This is a genomic window from Vibrio sp. Isolate34 (genome assembly GCF_022397915.1).
Lineage (GTDB): Bacteria > Pseudomonadota > Gammaproteobacteria > Enterobacterales > Vibrionaceae > Vibrio.
The window spans coordinates 42,601-61,333 of record NZ_JAKEUO010000021.1 but is presented as its reverse complement, the minus strand read 5'-3'; the positions used below and the strand labels follow the sequence as shown (position 1 = coordinate 61,333).

The 18,733-nt window shown below is 47.2% G+C and carries 15 protein-coding genes; 10 read left to right on the top strand and 5 right to left on the bottom strand.

Annotation, left to right across the window (positions count from 1 at the left end; all coding sequences use genetic code 11):
* Window positions 1-202: 202 nt before the first annotated feature.
* The 4 genes from ccoG (at window position 203) to L1D22_RS18775 (ending at window position 4,427) form a co-directional block, all read left to right on the top strand.
* Window positions 203-1,621 (top strand): cytochrome c oxidase accessory protein CcoG, encoded by a 1,419-nt coding sequence (ccoG, locus tag L1D22_RS18790; protein WP_239830838.1) that lies wholly within the window; start codon window positions 203-205, stop codon window positions 1,619-1,621.
* Between the two features lie 71 nt (window positions 1,622-1,692).
* On the top strand, window positions 1,693-2,679 hold the full coding sequence (locus tag L1D22_RS18785; RefSeq protein WP_239830851.1) for a serine/threonine protein kinase: 987 nt from the start codon (window positions 1,693-1,695) through the stop codon (window positions 2,677-2,679).
* A 55-nt stretch (window positions 2,680-2,734) separates the two neighbouring features.
* A complete protein-coding gene (locus L1D22_RS18780) occupies window positions 2,735-3,334 on the top strand; it encodes a thiol:disulfide interchange protein DsbA/DsbL (protein ID WP_239830837.1) in 600 nt (199 codons plus the stop codon).
* Between the two features lie 139 nt (window positions 3,335-3,473).
* A complete protein-coding gene (locus L1D22_RS18775; RefSeq protein WP_239830836.1) occupies window positions 3,474-4,427 on the top strand; it encodes a DUF2860 domain-containing protein in 954 nt (317 codons plus the stop codon).
* Window positions 4,428-4,494: 67 nt separating this feature from the next.
* Here L1D22_RS18775 and L1D22_RS18770 read toward each other — a convergent pair whose 3' ends face one another.
* Window positions 4,495-6,018 (bottom strand): YifB family Mg chelatase-like AAA ATPase, encoded by a 1,524-nt coding sequence (locus L1D22_RS18770; RefSeq protein WP_239830835.1) that lies wholly within the window; start codon window positions 6,016-6,018, stop codon window positions 4,495-4,497.
* A gap of 472 nt (window positions 6,019-6,490) precedes the next feature.
* Between L1D22_RS18770 and ilvG the strand changes: the two genes are divergently transcribed.
* From ilvG to ilvA, 5 genes are read left to right on the top strand one after another with little or no spacing between them, the layout of a single operon-like run.
* Window positions 6,491-8,137 carry an acetolactate synthase 2 catalytic subunit gene (gene ilvG / locus L1D22_RS18765; RefSeq protein WP_239830834.1) on the top strand — a complete coding sequence of 549 codons (1,647 nt, stop codon included), beginning with the start codon at window positions 6,491-6,493 and terminating at the stop codon, window positions 8,135-8,137.
* Between the two features lies 1 nt (window position 8,138).
* Window positions 8,139-8,423, top strand: a complete 285-nt coding sequence (gene ilvM / locus L1D22_RS18760; RefSeq protein WP_017055442.1) for an acetolactate synthase 2 small subunit — start codon at window positions 8,139-8,141, stop codon at window positions 8,421-8,423.
* Between the two features lie 12 nt (window positions 8,424-8,435).
* Window positions 8,436-9,389 carry a branched-chain amino acid transaminase gene (locus L1D22_RS18755; protein WP_239830833.1) on the top strand — a complete coding sequence of 318 codons (954 nt, stop codon included), beginning with the start codon at window positions 8,436-8,438 and terminating at the stop codon, window positions 9,387-9,389.
* 33 nt (window positions 9,390-9,422) lie between these two features.
* Window positions 9,423-11,264: a dihydroxy-acid dehydratase gene (ilvD, locus tag L1D22_RS18750; RefSeq protein ID WP_239830832.1), complete on the top strand. Its 1,842-nt coding sequence runs from the start codon at window positions 9,423-9,425 to the stop codon at window positions 11,262-11,264.
* A 3-nt stretch (window positions 11,265-11,267) separates the two neighbouring features.
* Window positions 11,268-12,812: a threonine ammonia-lyase, biosynthetic gene (gene ilvA / locus L1D22_RS18745; protein WP_239830831.1), complete on the top strand. Its 1,545-nt coding sequence runs from the start codon at window positions 11,268-11,270 to the stop codon at window positions 12,810-12,812.
* 99 nt (window positions 12,813-12,911) lie between these two features.
* Here ilvA and punR read toward each other — a convergent pair whose 3' ends face one another.
* Window positions 12,912-13,826, bottom strand: a complete 915-nt coding sequence (gene punR / locus L1D22_RS18740; protein WP_239830830.1) for a DNA-binding transcriptional activator PunR — start codon at window positions 13,824-13,826, stop codon at window positions 12,912-12,914.
* Between the two features lie 163 nt (window positions 13,827-13,989).
* Here punR and punC point away from each other — a divergent pair, with 163 nt between their 5' ends.
* Window positions 13,990-15,201 carry a purine nucleoside transporter PunC gene (gene punC, locus L1D22_RS18735; RefSeq protein WP_239830829.1) on the top strand — a complete coding sequence of 404 codons (1,212 nt, stop codon included), beginning with the start codon at window positions 13,990-13,992 and terminating at the stop codon, window positions 15,199-15,201.
* Window positions 15,202-15,321: 120 nt separating this feature from the next.
* Here the strand turns inward: punC and glmU are convergent, their stop codons facing one another.
* The 3 genes from glmU to atpD form a co-directional block, all read right to left on the bottom strand.
* Complete coding sequence (glmU, locus tag L1D22_RS18730; RefSeq protein ID WP_239830828.1) at window positions 15,322-16,683, bottom strand: bifunctional UDP-N-acetylglucosamine diphosphorylase/glucosamine-1-phosphate N-acetyltransferase GlmU; 1,362 nt, start codon at window positions 16,681-16,683, stop codon at window positions 15,322-15,324.
* Between the two features lie 182 nt (window positions 16,684-16,865).
* A complete protein-coding gene (locus tag L1D22_RS18725; RefSeq protein ID WP_004739296.1) occupies window positions 16,866-17,288 on the bottom strand; it encodes a F0F1 ATP synthase subunit epsilon in 423 nt (140 codons plus the stop codon).
* An 18-nt stretch (window positions 17,289-17,306) separates the two neighbouring features.
* On the bottom strand, window positions 17,307-18,710 hold the full coding sequence (gene atpD / locus L1D22_RS18720; RefSeq protein WP_008221380.1) for a F0F1 ATP synthase subunit beta: 1,404 nt from the start codon (window positions 18,708-18,710) through the stop codon (window positions 17,307-17,309).
* Between the last annotated feature and the right edge of the window lie 23 nt (window positions 18,711-18,733).

Sequence of the window (18,733 nt, the reverse complement as noted above, 5' to 3'; positions counted from 1 at the left end):
TTAAAGGTTGATAGCGTTAAAGAAATGAGAACAAGATTGTCGCTATAATCGCCACCCATAAGAATCTTCTAAAATAATAAGAGTAAGTGCGATATCAACTTACGCATCAAGCTCAATTTCTACAGGTTCTCTAAACCACACTTAAAAGTAATGTCGTCTTGCTCGATTTAACCGAGCAAACCAGCCACAAAAAGGATAGTCCATGAGTCAGGATAAAATCGATATCAAAGATGTGACTCCTAAAACCTTTAACCCGAAAACACATAAAGGTAATGGAGATCGATTTAACCCAAGTAACCGAATCTACGTTCGAGAAAGCAAAGGTAAATTCCAACAATTACGCCGCTACGGTGGTTGGTTCTTACTTTTACTTTTTGCACTTATTCCGTGGATTCCATTTGGTGAGCGACAAGCGATCTTGCTCGATATAGGCAACCAACAGTTCAACTTCTTTGGCACAACCTTATACCCACAAGATCTGACCCTGCTCGCGATCCTCTTCATGATTGCCGCATTCGGCCTGTTTTTTATCACCACCTTTTTAGGCCGAGTGTGGTGCGGCTACCTTTGCCCTCAAACCGTGTGGACCTTCATGTACATCTGGTTTGAAGAGAAACTCGAAGGCGCAGCTAACAAGCGAAGAAAACAAGATTCCGGCAAACTGACCACCAGTCTAATGGTCAGAAAAACTCTCAAACACATTGCGTGGTGGGCGATTGCCATTGCGACCGGCTTAACCTTTGTTGGCTACTTCATCCCAATCAAAGAGTTAGTGGTTGGCTTCTTTACCTTTAACTCATCGTTCTGGCCTGTGTTTTGGGTACTGTTCTTTGCGGGCTGTACCTATGCGAATGCGGGTTGGATGCGCTCGATTGTGTGTCTGCACATGTGTCCTTACGCTCGCTTCCAATCCGCGATGTTTGATAAAGATACCTTCATCGTCGGTTATGACACTGAGCGTGGTGAGAGCCGTGGTCCTCGTTCTCGTAAAGCTGATCCAAAAGCGCTTGGTCTAGGCGACTGTATTGACTGTAACCTGTGTGTTCAGGTATGCCCGACGGGGATTGATATCCGTGACGGCCTGCAATATGAATGTATCAACTGTGGTGCGTGTATTGATGCTTGTGATAACACAATGGAACGTATGGGTTATGAGAAAGGCCTGATCAACTACACGACGGAACATAGGCTTGAAGGACATTCGACCAAGGTGATGCGTCCTAAACTGCTAGGCTACGGGGCGATCTTAGTTCTTATGCTAGGTCTGTTCTTCGTGCAAATCGCGAGTGTTGATCCTGCGGGTCTGAGCGTACTGCGCGACAGAAACCAGCTGTTCAGAGTCAACAATCAAGGGCTGGTTGAAAACACCTACACCCTAAAAGTGATCAACAAAACGCAGCAAGAGCAAGAATACAAACTCGATGTAAGCGGGCTACCGGGTTCTATCTGGTACGGTAAGCAAACCATCACAGTCGATCCGGGCGAGGTTTTGAACCTACCTATCAGTTTGGGTGCTGATCCTGAAAAACTGAGCTCACCAGTTTCGACAATTCAGTTTATACTCTCGGATAATGAAGAGTTTACGATGGAAGTAGAAAGCCGCTTTATCAAGAAACTCTGATACTAATCACTCACGATTGGTACAACACCCAATAAATGGAAAAAGGCTCAGTAATGAGCCTTTTTTATTATATGACGATGCAAGCCTTTAACTTTGATAACCTGACTCCTGACTTCATGTGGTACGCACTGGAGAGTATTGGGGTTCGTGCTGAATCCGGGCTTCTCGCTCTCAACAGTTACGAAAACCGGGTCTATCAATTCACCGATGAAGACCGAAAACGCTACGTCGTTAAGTTTTATCGCCCACAGCGCTGGAACAAAGAGCAGATCCAAGAAGAACACGACTTCGCACTTGAGCTGATCGAGCAGGAAATGCCAGTCGCTCCACCAATGCGCATCAACGGTGAAACCCTGCATGAATATCAAGGCTACCTGTTTGCACTATTCGAAAGCGTTGGCGGTCGACAATATGAAGTGGATAACCTAGACCAACTAGAAGGTGTAGGACGCTTCCTAGGCCGAATTCACAAAGCGAGTGCAGGAAGAACATTCCAACATCGCCCAACCATCAGCCTAGATGAGTACCTGTATCAACCACGTAAGATATTAGAAAACTCTCAGTTTATCCCGACTCACCTAGAGAACGCCTTCTTCAACGACGTCGACCTTCTGATTAAAGAATTAGAGAGCCAATGGCCGAGCAACATTGAAAATATCCGCCTGCATGGTGATTGCCACCCAGGCAATATTCTGTGGCGTGACGGACCAATGTTCGTTGATCTTGATGACGCACGTAACGGCCCTGCGATACAAGATCTGTGGATGCTGCTCAACGGTGAACGCCAAGATAAGCTGATGCAACTCGATATTCTGCTAGAGAGTTATCAAGAGTTTTGCGATTTTAATACCTCGCAACTGAAACTAATCGAACCACTACGCGGTCTACGTATGGTGCATTACATGGCATGGTTAGCGAAGCGATGGCACGATCCGGCGTTTCCTTTGGCCTTCCCGTGGTTTAATGATCCGAAATATTGGGAGCAACAAGTACTTGCTTGTAAAGAGCAAATTGCTACCCTGCAAGAGCCACCACTTTCGTTAATGCCTCAGTGGTAACCGCAATCGCAACATACAACTAGATAAAAATTCAAACATAATGGAGATTGGATAAATGAAAAAGCTATTCGCATTTTTCTCATTGATCATATTGAGCCTTTCAGCTCACGCTGCGAAATTTAACGAAGGTGAGCACTACAAAGTTCTCGATCTAGAAGCATCAAAGAAGCCAGTAGTGACAGAGTTCTTCTCTTTCTACTGCCCACACTGTAATAGCTTTGAGCCTATTATCCAGCAGCTAAAACAACAGCTACCTGCTGACGCTAAGCTACAGAAAAACCATGTTTCATTCATGGGTGGCAACATGGGCCTGCCAATGAGCAAAGCTTACGCGACCATGATTGCACTGAAAGTTGAAGACAAAATGGTGCCAGTGATGTTTAACCGCATCCACACAATGAACAAGCCACCACGTGATGAAGAAGAACTGCGTCAAATCTTCCTAGACGAAGGCGTTGATGCGAAGAAGTTCGATGCTGCGTATAACGGCTTTGCAGTAGATTCTATGGTTCGTCGCTTCGACAAAGCATTTAAAGACAGCGGCCTTTCAGGTGTACCAGCTGTAGTAGTGAACAACCGCTACCTAGTAGAAGCACAAGGTATCAATTCTCTTGATGAGTACTTCGAGCTGGTGAACTTCTTATTGAAGAAGTAAGCCATTGATGAAAGGAAGCTTCGGCTTCCTTTTTTTTGCTTGTTCAAAAATCATCATTGATAAATAATTAACCTGGAAGTTTAAAGCTTTACTGCTATTAATAACCCGTCCTAAGAACCGCTGGGCAAGGAGCCCTTAAATGAAAATAAAAATAACTCTCTTGGCATTGAGCGTTGCGGCTTCTCCCGCTTTTCCGAAGCTTGCAGACCAACAAGGTTTCAGTGGTGAAATCTCTATCAATACCGGGGTTGCCTCTTCCACCTCAAACTTTAATACCGATGCTGATAGCAATCTTTCATCTAAATATCAGAAGGCTTCTTCAGAAAGCTCGTTTCTTGTCGCCCCTTTAGGCAGTGTTGCTTATACCTTTGGTGAGAAGCTAAATCACCAGGTTTACACAGGTACAGCACGTGATGACGTAGCTACGGGTACTGTTGTGCTGGAGGTTGGCTATAAATATCAACTAGAGTCTGGAATGGTGATCGACGCTTCACTGCTTCCAACCATTATGTCGGGTGAAACTTGGGCCGATCCATACAACACCACATCAGCTCGCACCAAGACCGATGAAACTGGCAATGCGTTTCGTTTGAAGCTAAGCAACATTGCGGGGTCAGCTTTCTCGCTAGACATGGCCTACGCTACCAAAGATGTGGAAGATGATCGCGTTGAAGAAGCACTAAAACGCGACGCCGATACCTTCTACCTGAAAGGTCAATACCGCGTTCCACTCAACCGTACCATGATGTTAGTACCATCATTGATTTACCAATCAAGCTCTGCAGATGGCAAGGCTGCCTCTTATGAACAGTTTGGCGGTGAGGTAAGTCTATTTGGCGGCATGGGTCGTCACCAATACGCGTTGACTGCGGGTTACAACCAACGCTCTTATGATGCAAGCAGCATGACTTTCCAAAAGAAACGCAGCGACGACAACATCAATCTATTCGCCGCGTATGAATATGATCAGTTCATGGAATGGGAAAACTGGTCGTTTGTTGCTCTTGCCGGTTACGGTACTAGCGAATCAAACATTACCTTCTACGATGAGTCACAGTACATCGCTTCAGTTGGCTTGAACTACAAGTTCTAACCTTAGCGAATATGAACTGCAATCCAACGAAAGCCTGCATGATTGCAGGCTTTTTTCCGCTTGCTCACTACACTGCCTGAGCCGTGAGTTGTTTCAACAACCGATCCATTGCTCGATAGCCAAGCGCTTCCGATAGATGTTTCTTTTCGATCTGCTCGTTACCGTCAAGGTCGGCAATGGTTCGTGCCACCTTAATAATTCGATGATAAGCACGAATCGATAAACCCAAACGATGTAGTGCTGTCTCGAGAAACTCTGCATCTTCGCGTCGCAGTGGGCAATACTTTTCAATTTCTCGACTGCCGAGTAAAGCATTCGATTTATGGTTGCGAGATAACATGGTTTGACGAGCCTGTTTGACCCTTTGCCTTACCACCTGGGTGGTTTCACCACGCTCACCGCCTTCTGCGAGCATGCCTTTGGGAAGCAATGGGATCTCTAACGACATATCGAATCTATCCAATAACGGTCCTGATAGTCGATTGAGGTAACGCAGTATGATCTGCGGGTTGGCGCGCGCCTGATTACCTTCATAGTAACCTGTAGGGCTTGGGTTAAGTGCACCGACTAATTGAAAGCGAGCAGGAAAACGAGTCTTTCCCGCAGCACGGGAGATAATAATCTCGCCCGACTCTAGTGGCTCACGTAATGAATCGAGCACCTTACGCTCAAACTCAGGCATCTCATCAAGAAACAGTAATCCGTTATGAGCCAAAGAAATCTCTCCGGGACGAGGGACTGAACCCCCACCCACTAAGGCCGCCATCGAACTCGAATGGTGAGGCGATCGAAATGGCCTCTGCTTCCAGTTGTATTGATTAACCTCTTGCTGTGTTAACGAAGCGACCGATGCAGTTTCCATCGCCTCGTCATCACTCATTTCAGGTAACAAATCACGCAGACGAGACGCCAACATAGTCTTGCCTGTTCCGGGAGGGCCAAGAAACAGTAAGTTATGGTTGCCAGCTGCGGCTATTTCCAGCGCTCTCTTACCTTGCTGCTGGCCAATAATATCTTGCAAGTCGCGATGCTCCGACACATCAACTTGATGTTGCTCTGTTCGATACAAACCAAGCGGAGCCTGACCACACATGTCTGCGCAAACTTCTAACAGGGTTTGTGCTGACTTATGCGCCCCTTTTCCGACTAACGCTGCCTGATCACCGTTGTAATGCGGCACCACCAAGCAACGTTCGACGTTATCAGCGGCGAGTGTTGCTGGCAGTACCCCTTTCACAGAGCGCAGCTCTCCAGACAGTGCCAATTCACCGATGAATTCATGTTGAGCAATTTTAGATGTGGGTAGCTGATCGGATGCCACCAAGATCCCTAGTGCGATTGGCAGGTCAAAACGGCCTCCCTCTTTGGGTAAATCAGCAGGTGCGAGATTGACGGTGATCCTTTTCGAGGGAAATTCAAAGCGAGAGTTGATGATGGCACTTCTTACTCTGTCTTTGGATTCCTTGACCGTCGTTTCAGGCAAACCCACCAGCGTAAAACCGGGCATTCCGTTGCTTATATGGACCTCTACGGTCACTTCTGGCGCCTCTACACCCACACTTGCTCGGCTATGAATTATTGCGAGTCCCATAACTTTCCTTTGTCTTTGATTTAAAAGTATTCGCTCTGGATATTCATTGCTCACCAAAGCGATAAGGTTGTTATATAGCTTGGTGGAATGGTGTTTTAATGTGAAAAAAGAATGACATTTTCCTTGTCAGGCAACAGATTTGTGTGATAACACTAGAGATGTAGACATTTACTGAACAGAATAAACGAGAAAACTCGAATTATATGAACTTTAACGCTCGCATTTACGCACTGATTAACCTGATTATCGTGGTCATTATTAAGACTGCGCGGGGGCGAGTGGGAAAAAAGTAACCACGAATTAGAAAAAACCCCCGCACTGACAAGTCCGGGGGTTTTTTCTAATTTGAATAATCGATTTTTATATTTTTGAGCATTTTCGGCTTTGCCGATTTACAGGAAGAATGGGAGCACACGATGTGCAGAGACAAAGGAAACAGTTACCAAAACACAGGTAATACGGGAGAATTCCGATGAAAGGCGCAGAACTAGTCGTATCCGCACTCAAGCAACAAGGAATTGAGACCGTATTTGGTTACCCAGGTGGTGCCATCATGCCAATCTACGATGCACTTTATGACGGAGGGGTTGAGCATATCCTATGCCGTCATGAGCAAGGCGCTGCAATGGCCGCGATCGGTATGGCTCGTGCAACGCAAGATGTCGCTGTTTGTATGGCAACCTCAGGGCCAGGTGCAACTAACCTAGTCACTGGCCTTGCCGATGCCTTTATGGATTCAATCCCATTAGTTGCTATCACTGGTCAGGTTGCAAGTTCCCACATTGGCACCGATGCATTCCAAGAGATGGATGTGATTGGTATGTCTCTGTCATGTACCAAGCACAGTTACCTAGTGACCGACATTGAAGAATTGGCTCCAACCTTAGCTGAAGCCTTTGTAGTCGCGAAGTCAGGCCGCCCAGGTCCTGTTATCGTCGATATCGCTAAAGATGTTCAACTAGCAGAAGCTCCTGTTAAAACTCTCCCAGAATTTACTCCACCAGCGATTCCTGTTTCGACAGCCGATGCCATTGAGCAGGCACAGTACTTTTTGTCTCAAGCGACCCGCCCTGTTTTATACGTAGGTGGTGGTGTTCAACTCGCTAAAGCGACCGATGCTGTTCGTGAGTTCTTGCGCTTAAATCCAATGCCTGCGGTAAGCACACTGAAAGGCTTAGGTACTATAGAACGTGACGACCCACACTACCTTGGCATGCTAGGTATGCACGGCACCAAAGCCGCTAACCTAGTGGTTCAAGAGAGCGACCTGCTGATTGTTGTTGGCGCGCGTTTCGATGACCGAGTCACCGGCAAGCTTGATACCTTTGCACCACACGCAAAGGTTATCCATATCGATATCGATGCCGCTGAGTTCAGCAAATTGCGTCTTGCTAATGCGCCAATTCGTGGTGACATCAACAAGATCATGCCTCAATTAGAGCTAAGCCAAGACATCTCATCTTGGGTTCACCACTCTGAAGGTCTTCGTAGCTCATTCAAATGGCGCTACGACCACCCAGGTGAACTGATCTTTGCTCCGCTGCTGTTGAAGCAACTGTCAGACATGATGCCAGCAAGCTCTATTGTTTCGACTGATGTTGGCCAGCACCAAATGTGGGCAGCTCAACACATTCAGCCTCGCGATCCACAGAACTTCATCACCTCTGCCGGTTTGGGCACCATGGGCTTTGGTTTACCAGCTGCTATGGGTGCTTCGGTTGGACGTCCTGATGACCAATCTATTCTAATCTCTGGTGATGGCTCGTTCATGATGAACGTGCAAGAGCTTGGCACACTGAAACGCCGCCAAATCCCAGTGAAGATGGTGCTTCTAAACAACTCTCGTTTAGGCATGGTTCGCCAATGGCAATCACTGTTCTTTGATGGTCGCCACAGTGAAACCATCCTAGATGACAACCCAGACTTCGTGATGCTAGCGAAAGCCTTCGATATCCCGGGTAAAACCATCACGCGCAAAGAAGAAGTAGAGCCAGCACTGAAAGAGATGCTAGAGAGCAAAACCGCTTACCTACTTCATGTTCTTATCGATGAAGAAGAGAACGTATGGCCACTAGTACCGCCAGGTGCTTCAAACAGTGAGATGTTGGAGAACACATAACATGAAAAGATACCTATTAGACATCAAAGCCGATGATAAGCCTGTACTACTAGAGCGTGTTCTTCGTGTTATCCGCCACCGTGGCTTTATTGTTAAGCAAGTCGCAGGCACTCAAAACCACGAAAGCAAAGTGGCGAGTGTTGAGATCATTGTAGACAGTGACCGTCCGATCTCTTTCTTGGTCAATCAAATCGAAAAGCTCTGGGATGTGCGTACCGTTGACGTTATCTCTATCAGCCGTAATGAATTGCCAAACAATAACTTACAACAAAAGATAAACGCATAAGGAACCGCAAACATGACAGCTAAAACGGCAGGCTATATTTGGTTTAACGGTGAGATGGTTCCTTGGGCTGAGGCGAACGTTCACGTCCTGACTCACGCAATGCACTACGGTACTTCTGTGTTTGAAGGTGTTCGTTGCTACAACACACCAAAGGGGCCGGTTATTTTCCGTCATCCTGAGCACGCTAAGCGCCTAAAAGATTCAGCAAAAATCTACCGCTTCCCGATTCCTTACACTGAGGAAGAAATTATGGAAGCGACTCGCGAAACGCTACGTCAAAATAAGCTAGAGTCAGCGTACATCCGCCCTCTCGGCTTTGTTGGTAACGTAGGTTTGGGCGTATGCCCTCCAGAAAACACTGAGATGGAGCTGATCATCGCAGCTTTCCCTTGGGGCTCTTACCTAGGTGAAGAAGCGCTAGAGAATGGCGTGGACGCGATGATCTCAAGCTGGAACCGTGCAGCACCAAACACCATCCCAACCGCTGCTAAAGCCGGTGGTAACTACCTATCCTCACTATTGGTTGGTGGTGAAGCTCGTCGTCATGGTTACGATGAAGGTATCGCGCTAAGTGTCGATGGTTATCTTTCTGAGGGCGCCGGTGAAAACATCTTTGTGGTACGTAACGGCGTGCTATCGACACCACCAGCGACCAGTGCAATTCTACCGGGTATCACTCGTGATTCGATCATGACACTAGCAAAAGACATGGGTTATGAAATCCGTGAAGAGAACATTGCTCGTGAAGCGCTATACCTTGCCGACGAAGTCTTCATGACAGGTACAGCAGCGGAAATTGTTCCGGTTCGCAGCGTAGACAAAATTACAGTAGGTGAAGGCAAACGCGGTCCTATCACTGAAAAAGTTCAAGCGGCTTACTTTGGTCTCTTCAATGGTACCACTGAAGATAAGTGGGGCTGGCTAGACTATGTTTACCCAGAAAACCAAACTTCAGACAATCAGTAAGCAACAGCCAAATATTTTATAAGGATTTAAGCAATGCCAATCTATCGTTCAGCAACGACTACCCACGGACGCAACATGGCTGGTGCGCGCGCTTTATGGCGTGCAACTGGCGTTAAAGATGATGACTTCGGTAAGCCAATCATCGCAGTTGTAAACTCTTTCACTCAATTCGTACCAGGCCACGTTCACCTTAAAGATATGGGCCAATTGGTTGCAGGTGAAATCGAGAAAGCGGGCGGTATCGCTAAAGAATTCAACACCATCGCGGTTGATGATGGTATCGCTATGGGTCACGGCGGCATGCTGTACTCACTGCCATCACGTGAGCTTATCGCAGACTCAGTAGAGTACATGGTGAATGCGCACTGTGCAGATGCGATGGTGTGTATCTCTAACTGTGACAAAATCACTCCGGGAATGATGATGGCAGCAATGCGCCTTAACATCCCAGTGATCTTTGTTTCTGGCGGCCCAATGGAAGCAGGTAAAACCAAGCTTTCCGATCAAATCATCAAGCTAGACCTTGTTGATGCAATGATCCAAGGTGCCGATCCAACAATCTCAGATGAGCAAAGTGAGCAAGTAGAGCGCTCTGCGTGTCCAACATGTGGTTCATGTTCAGGCATGTTCACGGCTAACTCTATGAACTGTCTAACTGAAGCGCTTGGTCTATCTCAGCCTGGTAACGGCTCTATGCTAGCAACTCACGCTGACCGTGAAGAGCTGTTCATCAATGCCGGTAAGCGTATCGTTGACCTAACTAAGCGTTACTACGAGCAAGACGACGAATCAGCACTGCCTCGCAACATCGCAAACCGCGCAGCATTTGAAAACGCGATGGCACTGGATATCGCAATGGGCGGCTCTAGTAACACCGTTCTTCACCTATTGGCTTCTGCTCAAGAAGGTGAGATTGATTTTGATATGGGTGATATCGACGAGATGTCTCGCCGCGTTCCACACCTATGTAAGGTTGCACCTTCAACGCCTAAGTACCACATGGAAGACGTTCACCGCGCTGGTGGTGTAATGGCTATCCTAGGTGAACTAGATCGTGCAGGCCTACTGAACAACCAAACTCGCACCGTACTTGGTCTAAGCATGCAAGAGCAGCTAGCACAATACGACATCATGCAGACAGAAGACGAAGCAGTACTCAAGTTCTTCCGTGCTGGCCCTGCGGGCATTCGTACCACCAAAGCATTCTCGCAAGACTGCCGTTGGGATCGTCTTGATGACGACCGCAAAGAAGGTTGTATCCGCACCAAAGAGAACGCATTCAGCCAAGAAGGCGGTCTAGCGGTTCTTTCGGGCAACATCGCGGTTGATGGCTGTATCGTTAAGACGGCAGGCGTTGATGAAGAGAACCTGAAATTCCAAGGCCCTGCTATCGTATTTGAAAGCCAAGACAGTGCTGTTGATGGCATCTTAGGCGGCAAAGTGAAAGCGGGCGAAGTGGTTGTGATTCGTTACGAGGGCCCTAAAGGTGGTCCGGGCATGCAAGAAATGCTTTATCCAACCACTTACCTAAAATCGATGGGCCTAGGCAAGTCATGTGCACTCCTGACTGATGGTCGTTTCTCTGGTGGTACATCGGGTCTGTCTATCGGTCACGCTTCTCCAGAAGCAGCAAGTGGCGGTGTGATTGGTCTAGTGAATACTGGCGACATCATCACTATCGACATCCCTAGCCGTTCGATCACACTTGACGTGCCTGAAACTGAACTAGAAGCGCGTCGTGTTAAGCAAGACGCACTAGGCTGGAAACCAGAAAACCGTCAGCGTGAAGTTTCATTCGCACTGAAAGCTTACGCAAGCATGGCAACCAGTGCCGACAAAGGCGCCGTGCGTGATAAGTCTAAGCTAGAGGGCTAGTCTATGAGTGATGACACGGTCAGTCCCGTAAAACAAACTGGCGCAGATTACCTGCGCCAGATCCTGAGAGCACCAGTTTACGAAGCAGCAATAGTAACACCTCTGCAAGAGATGCCTCGCTTAAGTGCTCGTATTGGTAATCAGGTTCAGCTAAAGCGTGAAGACCGCCAGCCGGTCCACTCGTTCAAGCTACGTGGTGCCTACAACATGGTATCAAGCCTTTCAGAGCAACAGAAAGCTGCCGGTGTGATTGCTGCATCGGCGGGTAACCACGCTCAAGGTATGGCACTGTCCGGTTCTAAACTTGGTATTCAAACCACGATTGTGATGCCAAAAACCACTCCTGACATCAAGGTCGATGCAGTGCGTGGCTTTGGCGGTAACGTGGTTCTGCACGGCAGCAACTTTGATGAAGCTAAAGCAGAGGCTGAACGTCTTTCTGTTGAACACGGCTATACCTTTGTGCCTCCATTCGATCACCCATTGGTGATCGCTGGGCAAGGCACCATGGGTATGGAGATGCTTCAGCAGAATGGTCACATGGATTACATCTTTGTGCCTGTTGGTGGTGGTGGCTTAGCTGCTGGTGTTGCTGTGCTGGTTAAACAGCTGATGCCAGAAATTAAAGTCATCGCGGTTGAGCCAGAAGACTCGTCTTGCTTGAAAGCAGCACTGGATGCTGGTGAGCCTGTGGTTCTTGACCAAGTCAGTATGTTTGCTGATGGCGTTGCGGTTAAACGCATTGGTGAAGAGACATTCCGCCTATGTCAGCAGTACATCGATGGTCACGTTGCCGTGTCTAGTGATGAGATCTGCTCGGCGGTGAAAGACATCTTTGAAGACACTCGTGCGATTGCTGAACCTTCAGGAGCGCTTGCTCTGGCTGGCTTGAAAAAGTTTGCTGAGCAGAACCAACTGCAAGGCAAGCAACTGGCGACGGTACTGTCTGGTGCTAACACCAACTTCCACGGTCTGCGCTATGTGTCTGAACGTTGTGAGTTGGGTGAGAAGCGCGAAGGTTTGCTTGCGGTGACTATCCCTGAGCGACAAGGAGCGTTCCTAGAGTTCTGCAATATTATTGGCGGCCGAGCGGTGACGGAGTTTAACTACCGCCACAACGACGAAAGCCTAGCGAATATCTTCGTTGGTGTACGTCTACAAGGTGGTCAAGAAGAGCTCGAGCACATCATCAATGACCTACGTGAGGGCGGCTATCCAGTGGTCGACCTTTCTGATGATGAGATGGCAAAACTGCACATTCGCTACATGATTGGCGGCAAACCATCAAAACCATTGAAAGAACGCCTATACAGCTTTGAGTTTCCGGAATACCCAGGTGCCTTGATTAAGTTCCTTGATACCCTAGGTACCCACTGGAACATCAGCCTGTTCAACTATCGCAACCACGGTGCCGATTATGGTCGAGTATTGTGTGGCTTCGAACTTGGCGATGATGATCTAGCTCAGTTCTCAACACATTTACGAGAGCTTGGTTACCAGTGTAAAGATGAAACCGATAACCCTTCCTACAAGTTCTTCTTGTCTTAAGCGTTAAATTATCGAACCAAAAAGAGCGAGTTTTTACTCGCTCTTTTTATTGGTGCCTATTCAGACCAAGCATCCCAAAGATCCCTTTCAAATGGATCATTAGATCGCTTTGCGATGATCCAACCAATCTTGATGAAGTTGTTCACTTGATCCTAGGTACTTCACCATCCATTCGATCAATTTATGGTTGTCATCTTTTCGCCAAACTAAACAGCAATGACTCTGCGGGCTTGGCTCTGGCAAGATTTTCTCCACCAGCAAACCTTGTTCAATAATAGGAGCAGCAATATGCCTTGGCATGTAACCCACTCCAACACCATTCTTGAGGCACTCAATCGCACTGTACCAGTTAGGCAACAATAGACGCCTTTGGTTGYCATAGTGGCCAGTATGGCGTTTAGGTAGCACGCTAGAGGTATCATCCAAACAGATGGCAGGAAACTGACTCACGAACTCTTCATTGAGGTTTTGCTCTCGCACACACGGATGGCTTGGTGACATCACAAACGCCCAATCTAAGCGCCCCATGTCTTTCACCTCAAAGTCTCCACCGACTGGAATCGCAGAAGTTGCGCCAATCACGATGTCCGCCCTACCCTGAGCGATGGCTTCCCAAGAACCGTTAAACACCTCCATGTTGATCTGAAGCTCAGCAAACTCAAAAGTTTGATAGAACTCTTCAATCATCGGCTTCATCTTATCAAGCTTAACCACGTTATCGAGCGTTAGACGCAAGGTTTTCTTCCAACCACGCGCAGCTCGGCGAGTTTGCGCACTGAGTTCTTCCATCTGTCTCAGCAGTTGACGAGCCTCTTCAATAAACAACTCCCCAGCAGGCGTCAGCTCTACTTTTCTTGGTAAGCGTCTGAAAAGTAATACATCCAGCTCCTGTTCGACCTGCCTAACACCATAGCTGATTGCCGAGGGCACTTTGTGCAATTGTTCCGCAGCAGCAGTAAAGCTACCTAGGCGAGCAACCGTATCGAGCATTTCTAGAGAGGATTTAGAGAACATAAGCCTTCAAATTTTTTGATTGATAACCACATATTTTAGCGTTTTATTTTATCAGGTCTGAAAAATAGAATGTCAGCATAAATAAACAGGGGCTTTAACTTCTGTCTATCAAACAATTTTTTTGATGATAAATACATCACTACTTTTAGCTTAATGGCATCTTATGAATATTTCTAAATTTCAATTGGTCTACCTTGCTGTACTTTCAATGCTTGGTTTTATTGCGACCGATATGTACCTTCCTGCATTTAAGGCGATGGAGATCGATTTCGCAACCGGTCCAGAGCAAATCGCGCTGTCTCTAACAGTGTTCCTTGGTGGTATGGCTATGGGTCAGCTTCTTTGGGGCCTGGCGAGTGACAAATTCGGTCACCGCAATACGCTAGCGGTTGGTCTTGTTATCTTTACGGCAGCTTCATTCGGCTTGGCATTCAGCACCGAGGTATGGCACCTATTGACACTACGCTTCATTCAAGCGATCGGTGTATGTGCTCCTGCGGTAATTTGGCAAGCAATGGTGATTAAGCGTTACTCTCAGAGCAGCAGCCAACAAATTTTTGCAACCATCATGCCTTTGGTTGCCCTATCTCCAGCATTAGCACCTCAACTTGGTGTACTACTGGCAGACAACTTCGGCTGGCACAGTATCTTCATCACGTTAACGCTGATGGGTGCACTGCTGGTAGCAACAACGATGGCTCAACCGAAGGAAGCGCCAGAAGTAAAACAAACATCTATCAAAACAGATATTAAGGCACTTCTTAAATCAAAGCCTTACATGGGCAATGTATTGATGTTTGCATCGGCTTCAGCAGCGTTCTTTGCTTACCTAACGGGTATGCCTGAGATCATGGCTCAGCTAGGTTATGAAGCAAAAGACATCGGCTTAAGCTTTATCCCACAAACGATCGCCTTCATGGCGGGTGGTTACTTCGGTAAGCAAGCAGTGAAAAAGTATGGTGATGGCGTTGTACTAAGAAACCTTATCGGTTTGTTCAGCGTAGCTGCGATGCTTATCTTCATCGCATCACAATGGAAACTGACGTCAATCTGGCCTCTACTTGCACCTTTCTGTTTGATTGCAGTAGCGAATGGCGCACTTTACCCAATCGTAGTAAACCGTGCCCTATCAAGTGCGAAACAAAGTCCAGCAACAGCGGCAGGTCTACAGAACAGCCTGCAAATCAGCATCAGTGGCCTATCAAGTGCCTTGGTAGCTGCAATGGCGAGCCAAGCACTAAGTGCAACAGGCATCGCGGTTGTGATTTGTTTAGGCGCATTGTGGGTTGGCTACATTATTTCGAACAAAGAGCTGTCTGAACACTTCGTGACACCAGATAACTCTCGAGTAGTGGCAGACGAAAAACAAGACTAGTTTCTCGTTTAATGAAAACAAAAAAGAGCGAGATTACTCGCTCTTTTTATTTCAACATCGCTAAGAAAAAGCCAGTAACAATGCTACTGGCTCTCTTTAATTCAAACAATAATTGTGAGGCTACTTTTTCTTAACTGGGCGCTGCCAGTTAGCAATCTTGCGCTCTTTCGCACGGCTGATAACCAGTTCATTGTCAGAAACATCGCGTGTTACCGTAGAGCCAGCACCAACAGTCGCGCCGTTGCCAATGGTAACAGGAGCGATTAATTGGCTATCTGAACCAACAAATACGTCATCGCCAATGATAGTCTTAAATTTGTTTGCACCGTCGTAGTTACAAGTAATCGCACCCGCACCTACGTTTACGCGCTGACCAATTTCAGCATCACCGAGGTATGTTAGGTGGTTCGCTTTAGAACCCTCACCAAGACGAGTATTCTTCACTTCTACGAAGTTGCCGACGTGTGAATTGTTACGCATATCCGCACCCGGACGTAGACGAGTGAAAGGACCAACAGTACAGTCTTCACCAACCGTAGCACCTTCAATGACGCTGTATGGACGAACAATGGTGTTGTCATCAATCTCACAGTCTTTCAATACACAGCCTGTGCCAATAACCACGTTATCGCCAATACTTACGCTACCTTCGATGATAACGTTGGTATCAATCTCAACATCCATACCACACTGAAGTTCACCGCGTAAGTCAAAGCGACTTGGATCGCGTAGCATAACGCCCTGCTTCAATAACTTGTCTGCTTGCTCAGCTTGGTAAGCACGCTCTAAACGAGCCAGTTGAGAACGGTCGTTAACGCCTTCAACCTCAATTGGACTTACAGGGTGTACAGCCTCTACCGCACGACCTTCGTCGTGAGCGGCTGCAATAACGTCAGTCAGGTAGTATTCACCTTGCGCGTTGTCATTGCTTAGACCTGATAACCAACGCTTAAGATCGCCACCCGTCGCTACCATAACACCAGTGTTGATCTCTTTGATAAGCTTCTGCTCATCCGTTGCATCTTTTTGTTCAACGATCGCCACTACTGGACCATTACGACGAATAATACGGCCGTAGCCCATTGGGTTGTCCAGTACAACGGTAAGTAGTGCAATACCACCGTTTGGTTGAGCGTCTAATAGGTTTTCAATAGTTTCAGGCGAAATAAGAGGAACATCACCGTAAAGCACCAGTACTTTCTCATCATCAGCAAAGTGCGCTGATGCCTGATCAACCGCGTGACCGGTGCCTAGCTGCTCAGCTTGCAGAGCCCAATTTACCGATTCCTCAGCCAAAGTAGCCTTCATCTGATCACCACCATGGCCGTAAACCAAGTGGATATTTTGAGCGCCTAGACCATTACAGGTATCGATCACATGCTTCACCATTGGTTTACCTGCAAGAGTATGCAGAACTTTTGGTGTGTTTGAGTACATGCGAGTACCTTTGCCCGCTGCAAGAATTACCGCGCTAAACTTCATTGTAAACCTATCCGACGTAATTTTTATTAAGCTGATATTGTAACCGTTTTGAGGCAAAAACTTAAATCGTAATAACCATTTAATCGGTAGCGATACGTAAACGAACAATTATGAGAATGCAAAAAAACAAAAAGGCGACCCAAGGGTCGCCTTTAGATCAGAACCAATAATCTTATAAAAGATTAGCGGCGCTGTTTTGTCAGTTCGATAACTCGTAACTGAGCAATGGCTTTAGCCAGTTCACCGGCCGCTTGTGCGAAGTCTATGTCGCCATGCTGATTTTGGATATTCTCCACAGCCTTGCGCTTAGCTTCTTCCGCCTTTGCTGCGTCTAGTTCTTCACCACGGATAGCTGTATCAGCCAGTACAGTCGCTGTACCAGGCTGAACTTCTACCATACCACCAGAAACATAAATGATTTCTTCGTGGCCGTGCTGCTTAACAATACGCACCATACCAGGCTTGATAGCGGTCAGCAGTGGAGTATGACCATGGAAAATACCAAGCTCACCCTCACTACCGGTCACCTGAAACGTCTCAACAAGACCAGAGAAAAGCTTTTTCTCTGCACTTACTACGTCTAGGTGAAAGGTTATTGCTGCCATATCGCCTCCTAGTTAGCCTTATAGCTTCTTAGCATTCTCAATAGCTTCGTCGATAGTACCGCAGTACATGAACGCTTGCTCTGGAATGTCATCGTATTCACCAGATAGTAGACCTTGGAAGCCACGTAGAGTCTCTTTTAGAGGTACGTAAACACCTGGGTCACCAGTAAATACTTCCGCTACGTGGTAAGGCTGAGTAAGGAACTTCTCAATCTTACGAGCACGAGATACTACTTGCTTATCTTCTTCAGATAGCTCGTCCATACCTAGGATAGCAATGATATCTTTCAGCTCTTTATAGCGCTGAAGTGTAGACTGAACGCCACGAGCGATGTCGTAGTGCTCTTGTCCAACTACCAATGGATCCAGTTGGCGAGATGTAGAATCTAGCGGGTCGATCGCTGGGTATAGACCCATAGCTGCGATGTTACGGTTAAGTACAACCGTTGCATCCAAGTGCGCGAACGTTGTTGCTGGAGACGGGTCAGTCAAGTCATCCGCAGGTACGTATACCGCCTGTACAGACGTGATAGAACCTTGCTTAGTTGACGTGATACGCTCTTGTAGAACACCCATTTCTTCTGCAAGAGTAGGTTGGTAACCTACCGCAGAAGGCATACGGCCTAGAAGTGCTGATACCTCAGTACCTGCAAGCGTGTAACGGTAGATGTTATCTACGAATAGTAGAACGTCACGACCTTCGTCACGGAAACGCTCAGCCATTGTTAGACCAGTCAGTGCAACACGTAGACGGTTACCTGGTGGCTCGTTCATCTGACCGTAAACCATCGCTACTTTAGATTCTTCAGGGTTTTCAACGTTTACAACGCCTGCTTCCTGCATTTCAAAGTAGAAATCGTTACCTTCACGAGTACGCTCACCTACACCTGCAAATACAGATAGGCCAGAGTGTTGAAGTGCGATGTTGTTGATAAGTTCCATCATGTTAACGGTCTTACCTACACCTGCACCACCGAATAGACCGATTTTACCACCCTTAGCGAATGGACAAACCAAGTCGATTACCTTAACACCCGTCTCTAGAAGAGCTGTCTCGTTAGACTGTTCTTCGTAGCTTGGAGCTTCACGGTGAATTGCGTAGTGCTCTTCTGCACCGATTTCACCACACTCATCAATCGCGTCACCTAGAACGTTCATGATACGACCTAAGGTCTTAGTACCTACTGGTACTGAGATTGGAGCGCCAGTATTTTCAACTGTCAAACCACGACGTAAACCATCAGAGCTACCCATTACGATTGCGCGAACTACGCCACCGCCAAGTTGTTGCTGAACTTCAAGAACTAGACGCTCTTTCACTTCATTAACATTCAGAGCATCGTATACACGAGGTACTTCGCCCTGTGGGAACTCTACGTCGACTACCGCACCGATGATCTGTACGATCTTACCTGTAGCCATCGTTAATCCTCTAACTATTTAGT

What these genes read in the sequence shown, in the direction of transcription:
- ccoG (WP_239830838.1), top strand. Translation starts at nt 203, where the DNA reads ATGAGTCAGGATAAAATCGATATCAAAGATGTGACTCCTAAAACCTTT.
- L1D22_RS18785 (WP_239830851.1), top strand. Translation starts at nt 1,693, where the DNA reads ATGACGATGCAAGCCTTTAACTTTGATAACCTGACTCCTGACTTCATG.
- L1D22_RS18780 (WP_239830837.1), top strand. Translation starts at nt 2,735, where the DNA reads ATGAAAAAGCTATTCGCATTTTTCTCATTGATCATATTGAGCCTTTCA.
- L1D22_RS18775 (WP_239830836.1), top strand. Translation starts at nt 3,474, where the DNA reads ATGAAAATAAAAATAACTCTCTTGGCATTGAGCGTTGCGGCTTCTCCC.
- L1D22_RS18770 (WP_239830835.1), bottom strand. Translation starts at nt 6,018, where the DNA reads ATGGGACTCGCAATAATTCATAGCCGAGCAAGTGTGGGTGTAGAGGCG.
- ilvG (WP_239830834.1), top strand. Translation starts at nt 6,491, where the DNA reads ATGAAAGGCGCAGAACTAGTCGTATCCGCACTCAAGCAACAAGGAATT.
- ilvM (WP_017055442.1), top strand. Translation starts at nt 8,139, where the DNA reads ATGAAAAGATACCTATTAGACATCAAAGCCGATGATAAGCCTGTACTA.
- L1D22_RS18755 (WP_239830833.1), top strand. Translation starts at nt 8,436, where the DNA reads ATGACAGCTAAAACGGCAGGCTATATTTGGTTTAACGGTGAGATGGTT.
- ilvD (WP_239830832.1), top strand. Translation starts at nt 9,423, where the DNA reads ATGCCAATCTATCGTTCAGCAACGACTACCCACGGACGCAACATGGCT.
- ilvA (WP_239830831.1), top strand. Translation starts at nt 11,268, where the DNA reads ATGAGTGATGACACGGTCAGTCCCGTAAAACAAACTGGCGCAGATTAC.
- punC (WP_239830829.1), top strand. Translation starts at nt 13,990, where the DNA reads ATGAATATTTCTAAATTTCAATTGGTCTACCTTGCTGTACTTTCAATG.
- glmU (WP_239830828.1), bottom strand. Translation starts at nt 16,683, where the DNA reads ATGAAGTTTAGCGCGGTAATTCTTGCAGCGGGCAAAGGTACTCGCATG.
- L1D22_RS18725 (WP_004739296.1), bottom strand. Translation starts at nt 17,288, where the DNA reads ATGGCAGCAATAACCTTTCACCTAGACGTAGTAAGTGCAGAGAAAAAG.
- atpD (WP_008221380.1), bottom strand. Translation starts at nt 18,710, where the DNA reads ATGGCTACAGGTAAGATCGTACAGATCATCGGTGCGGTAGTCGACGTA.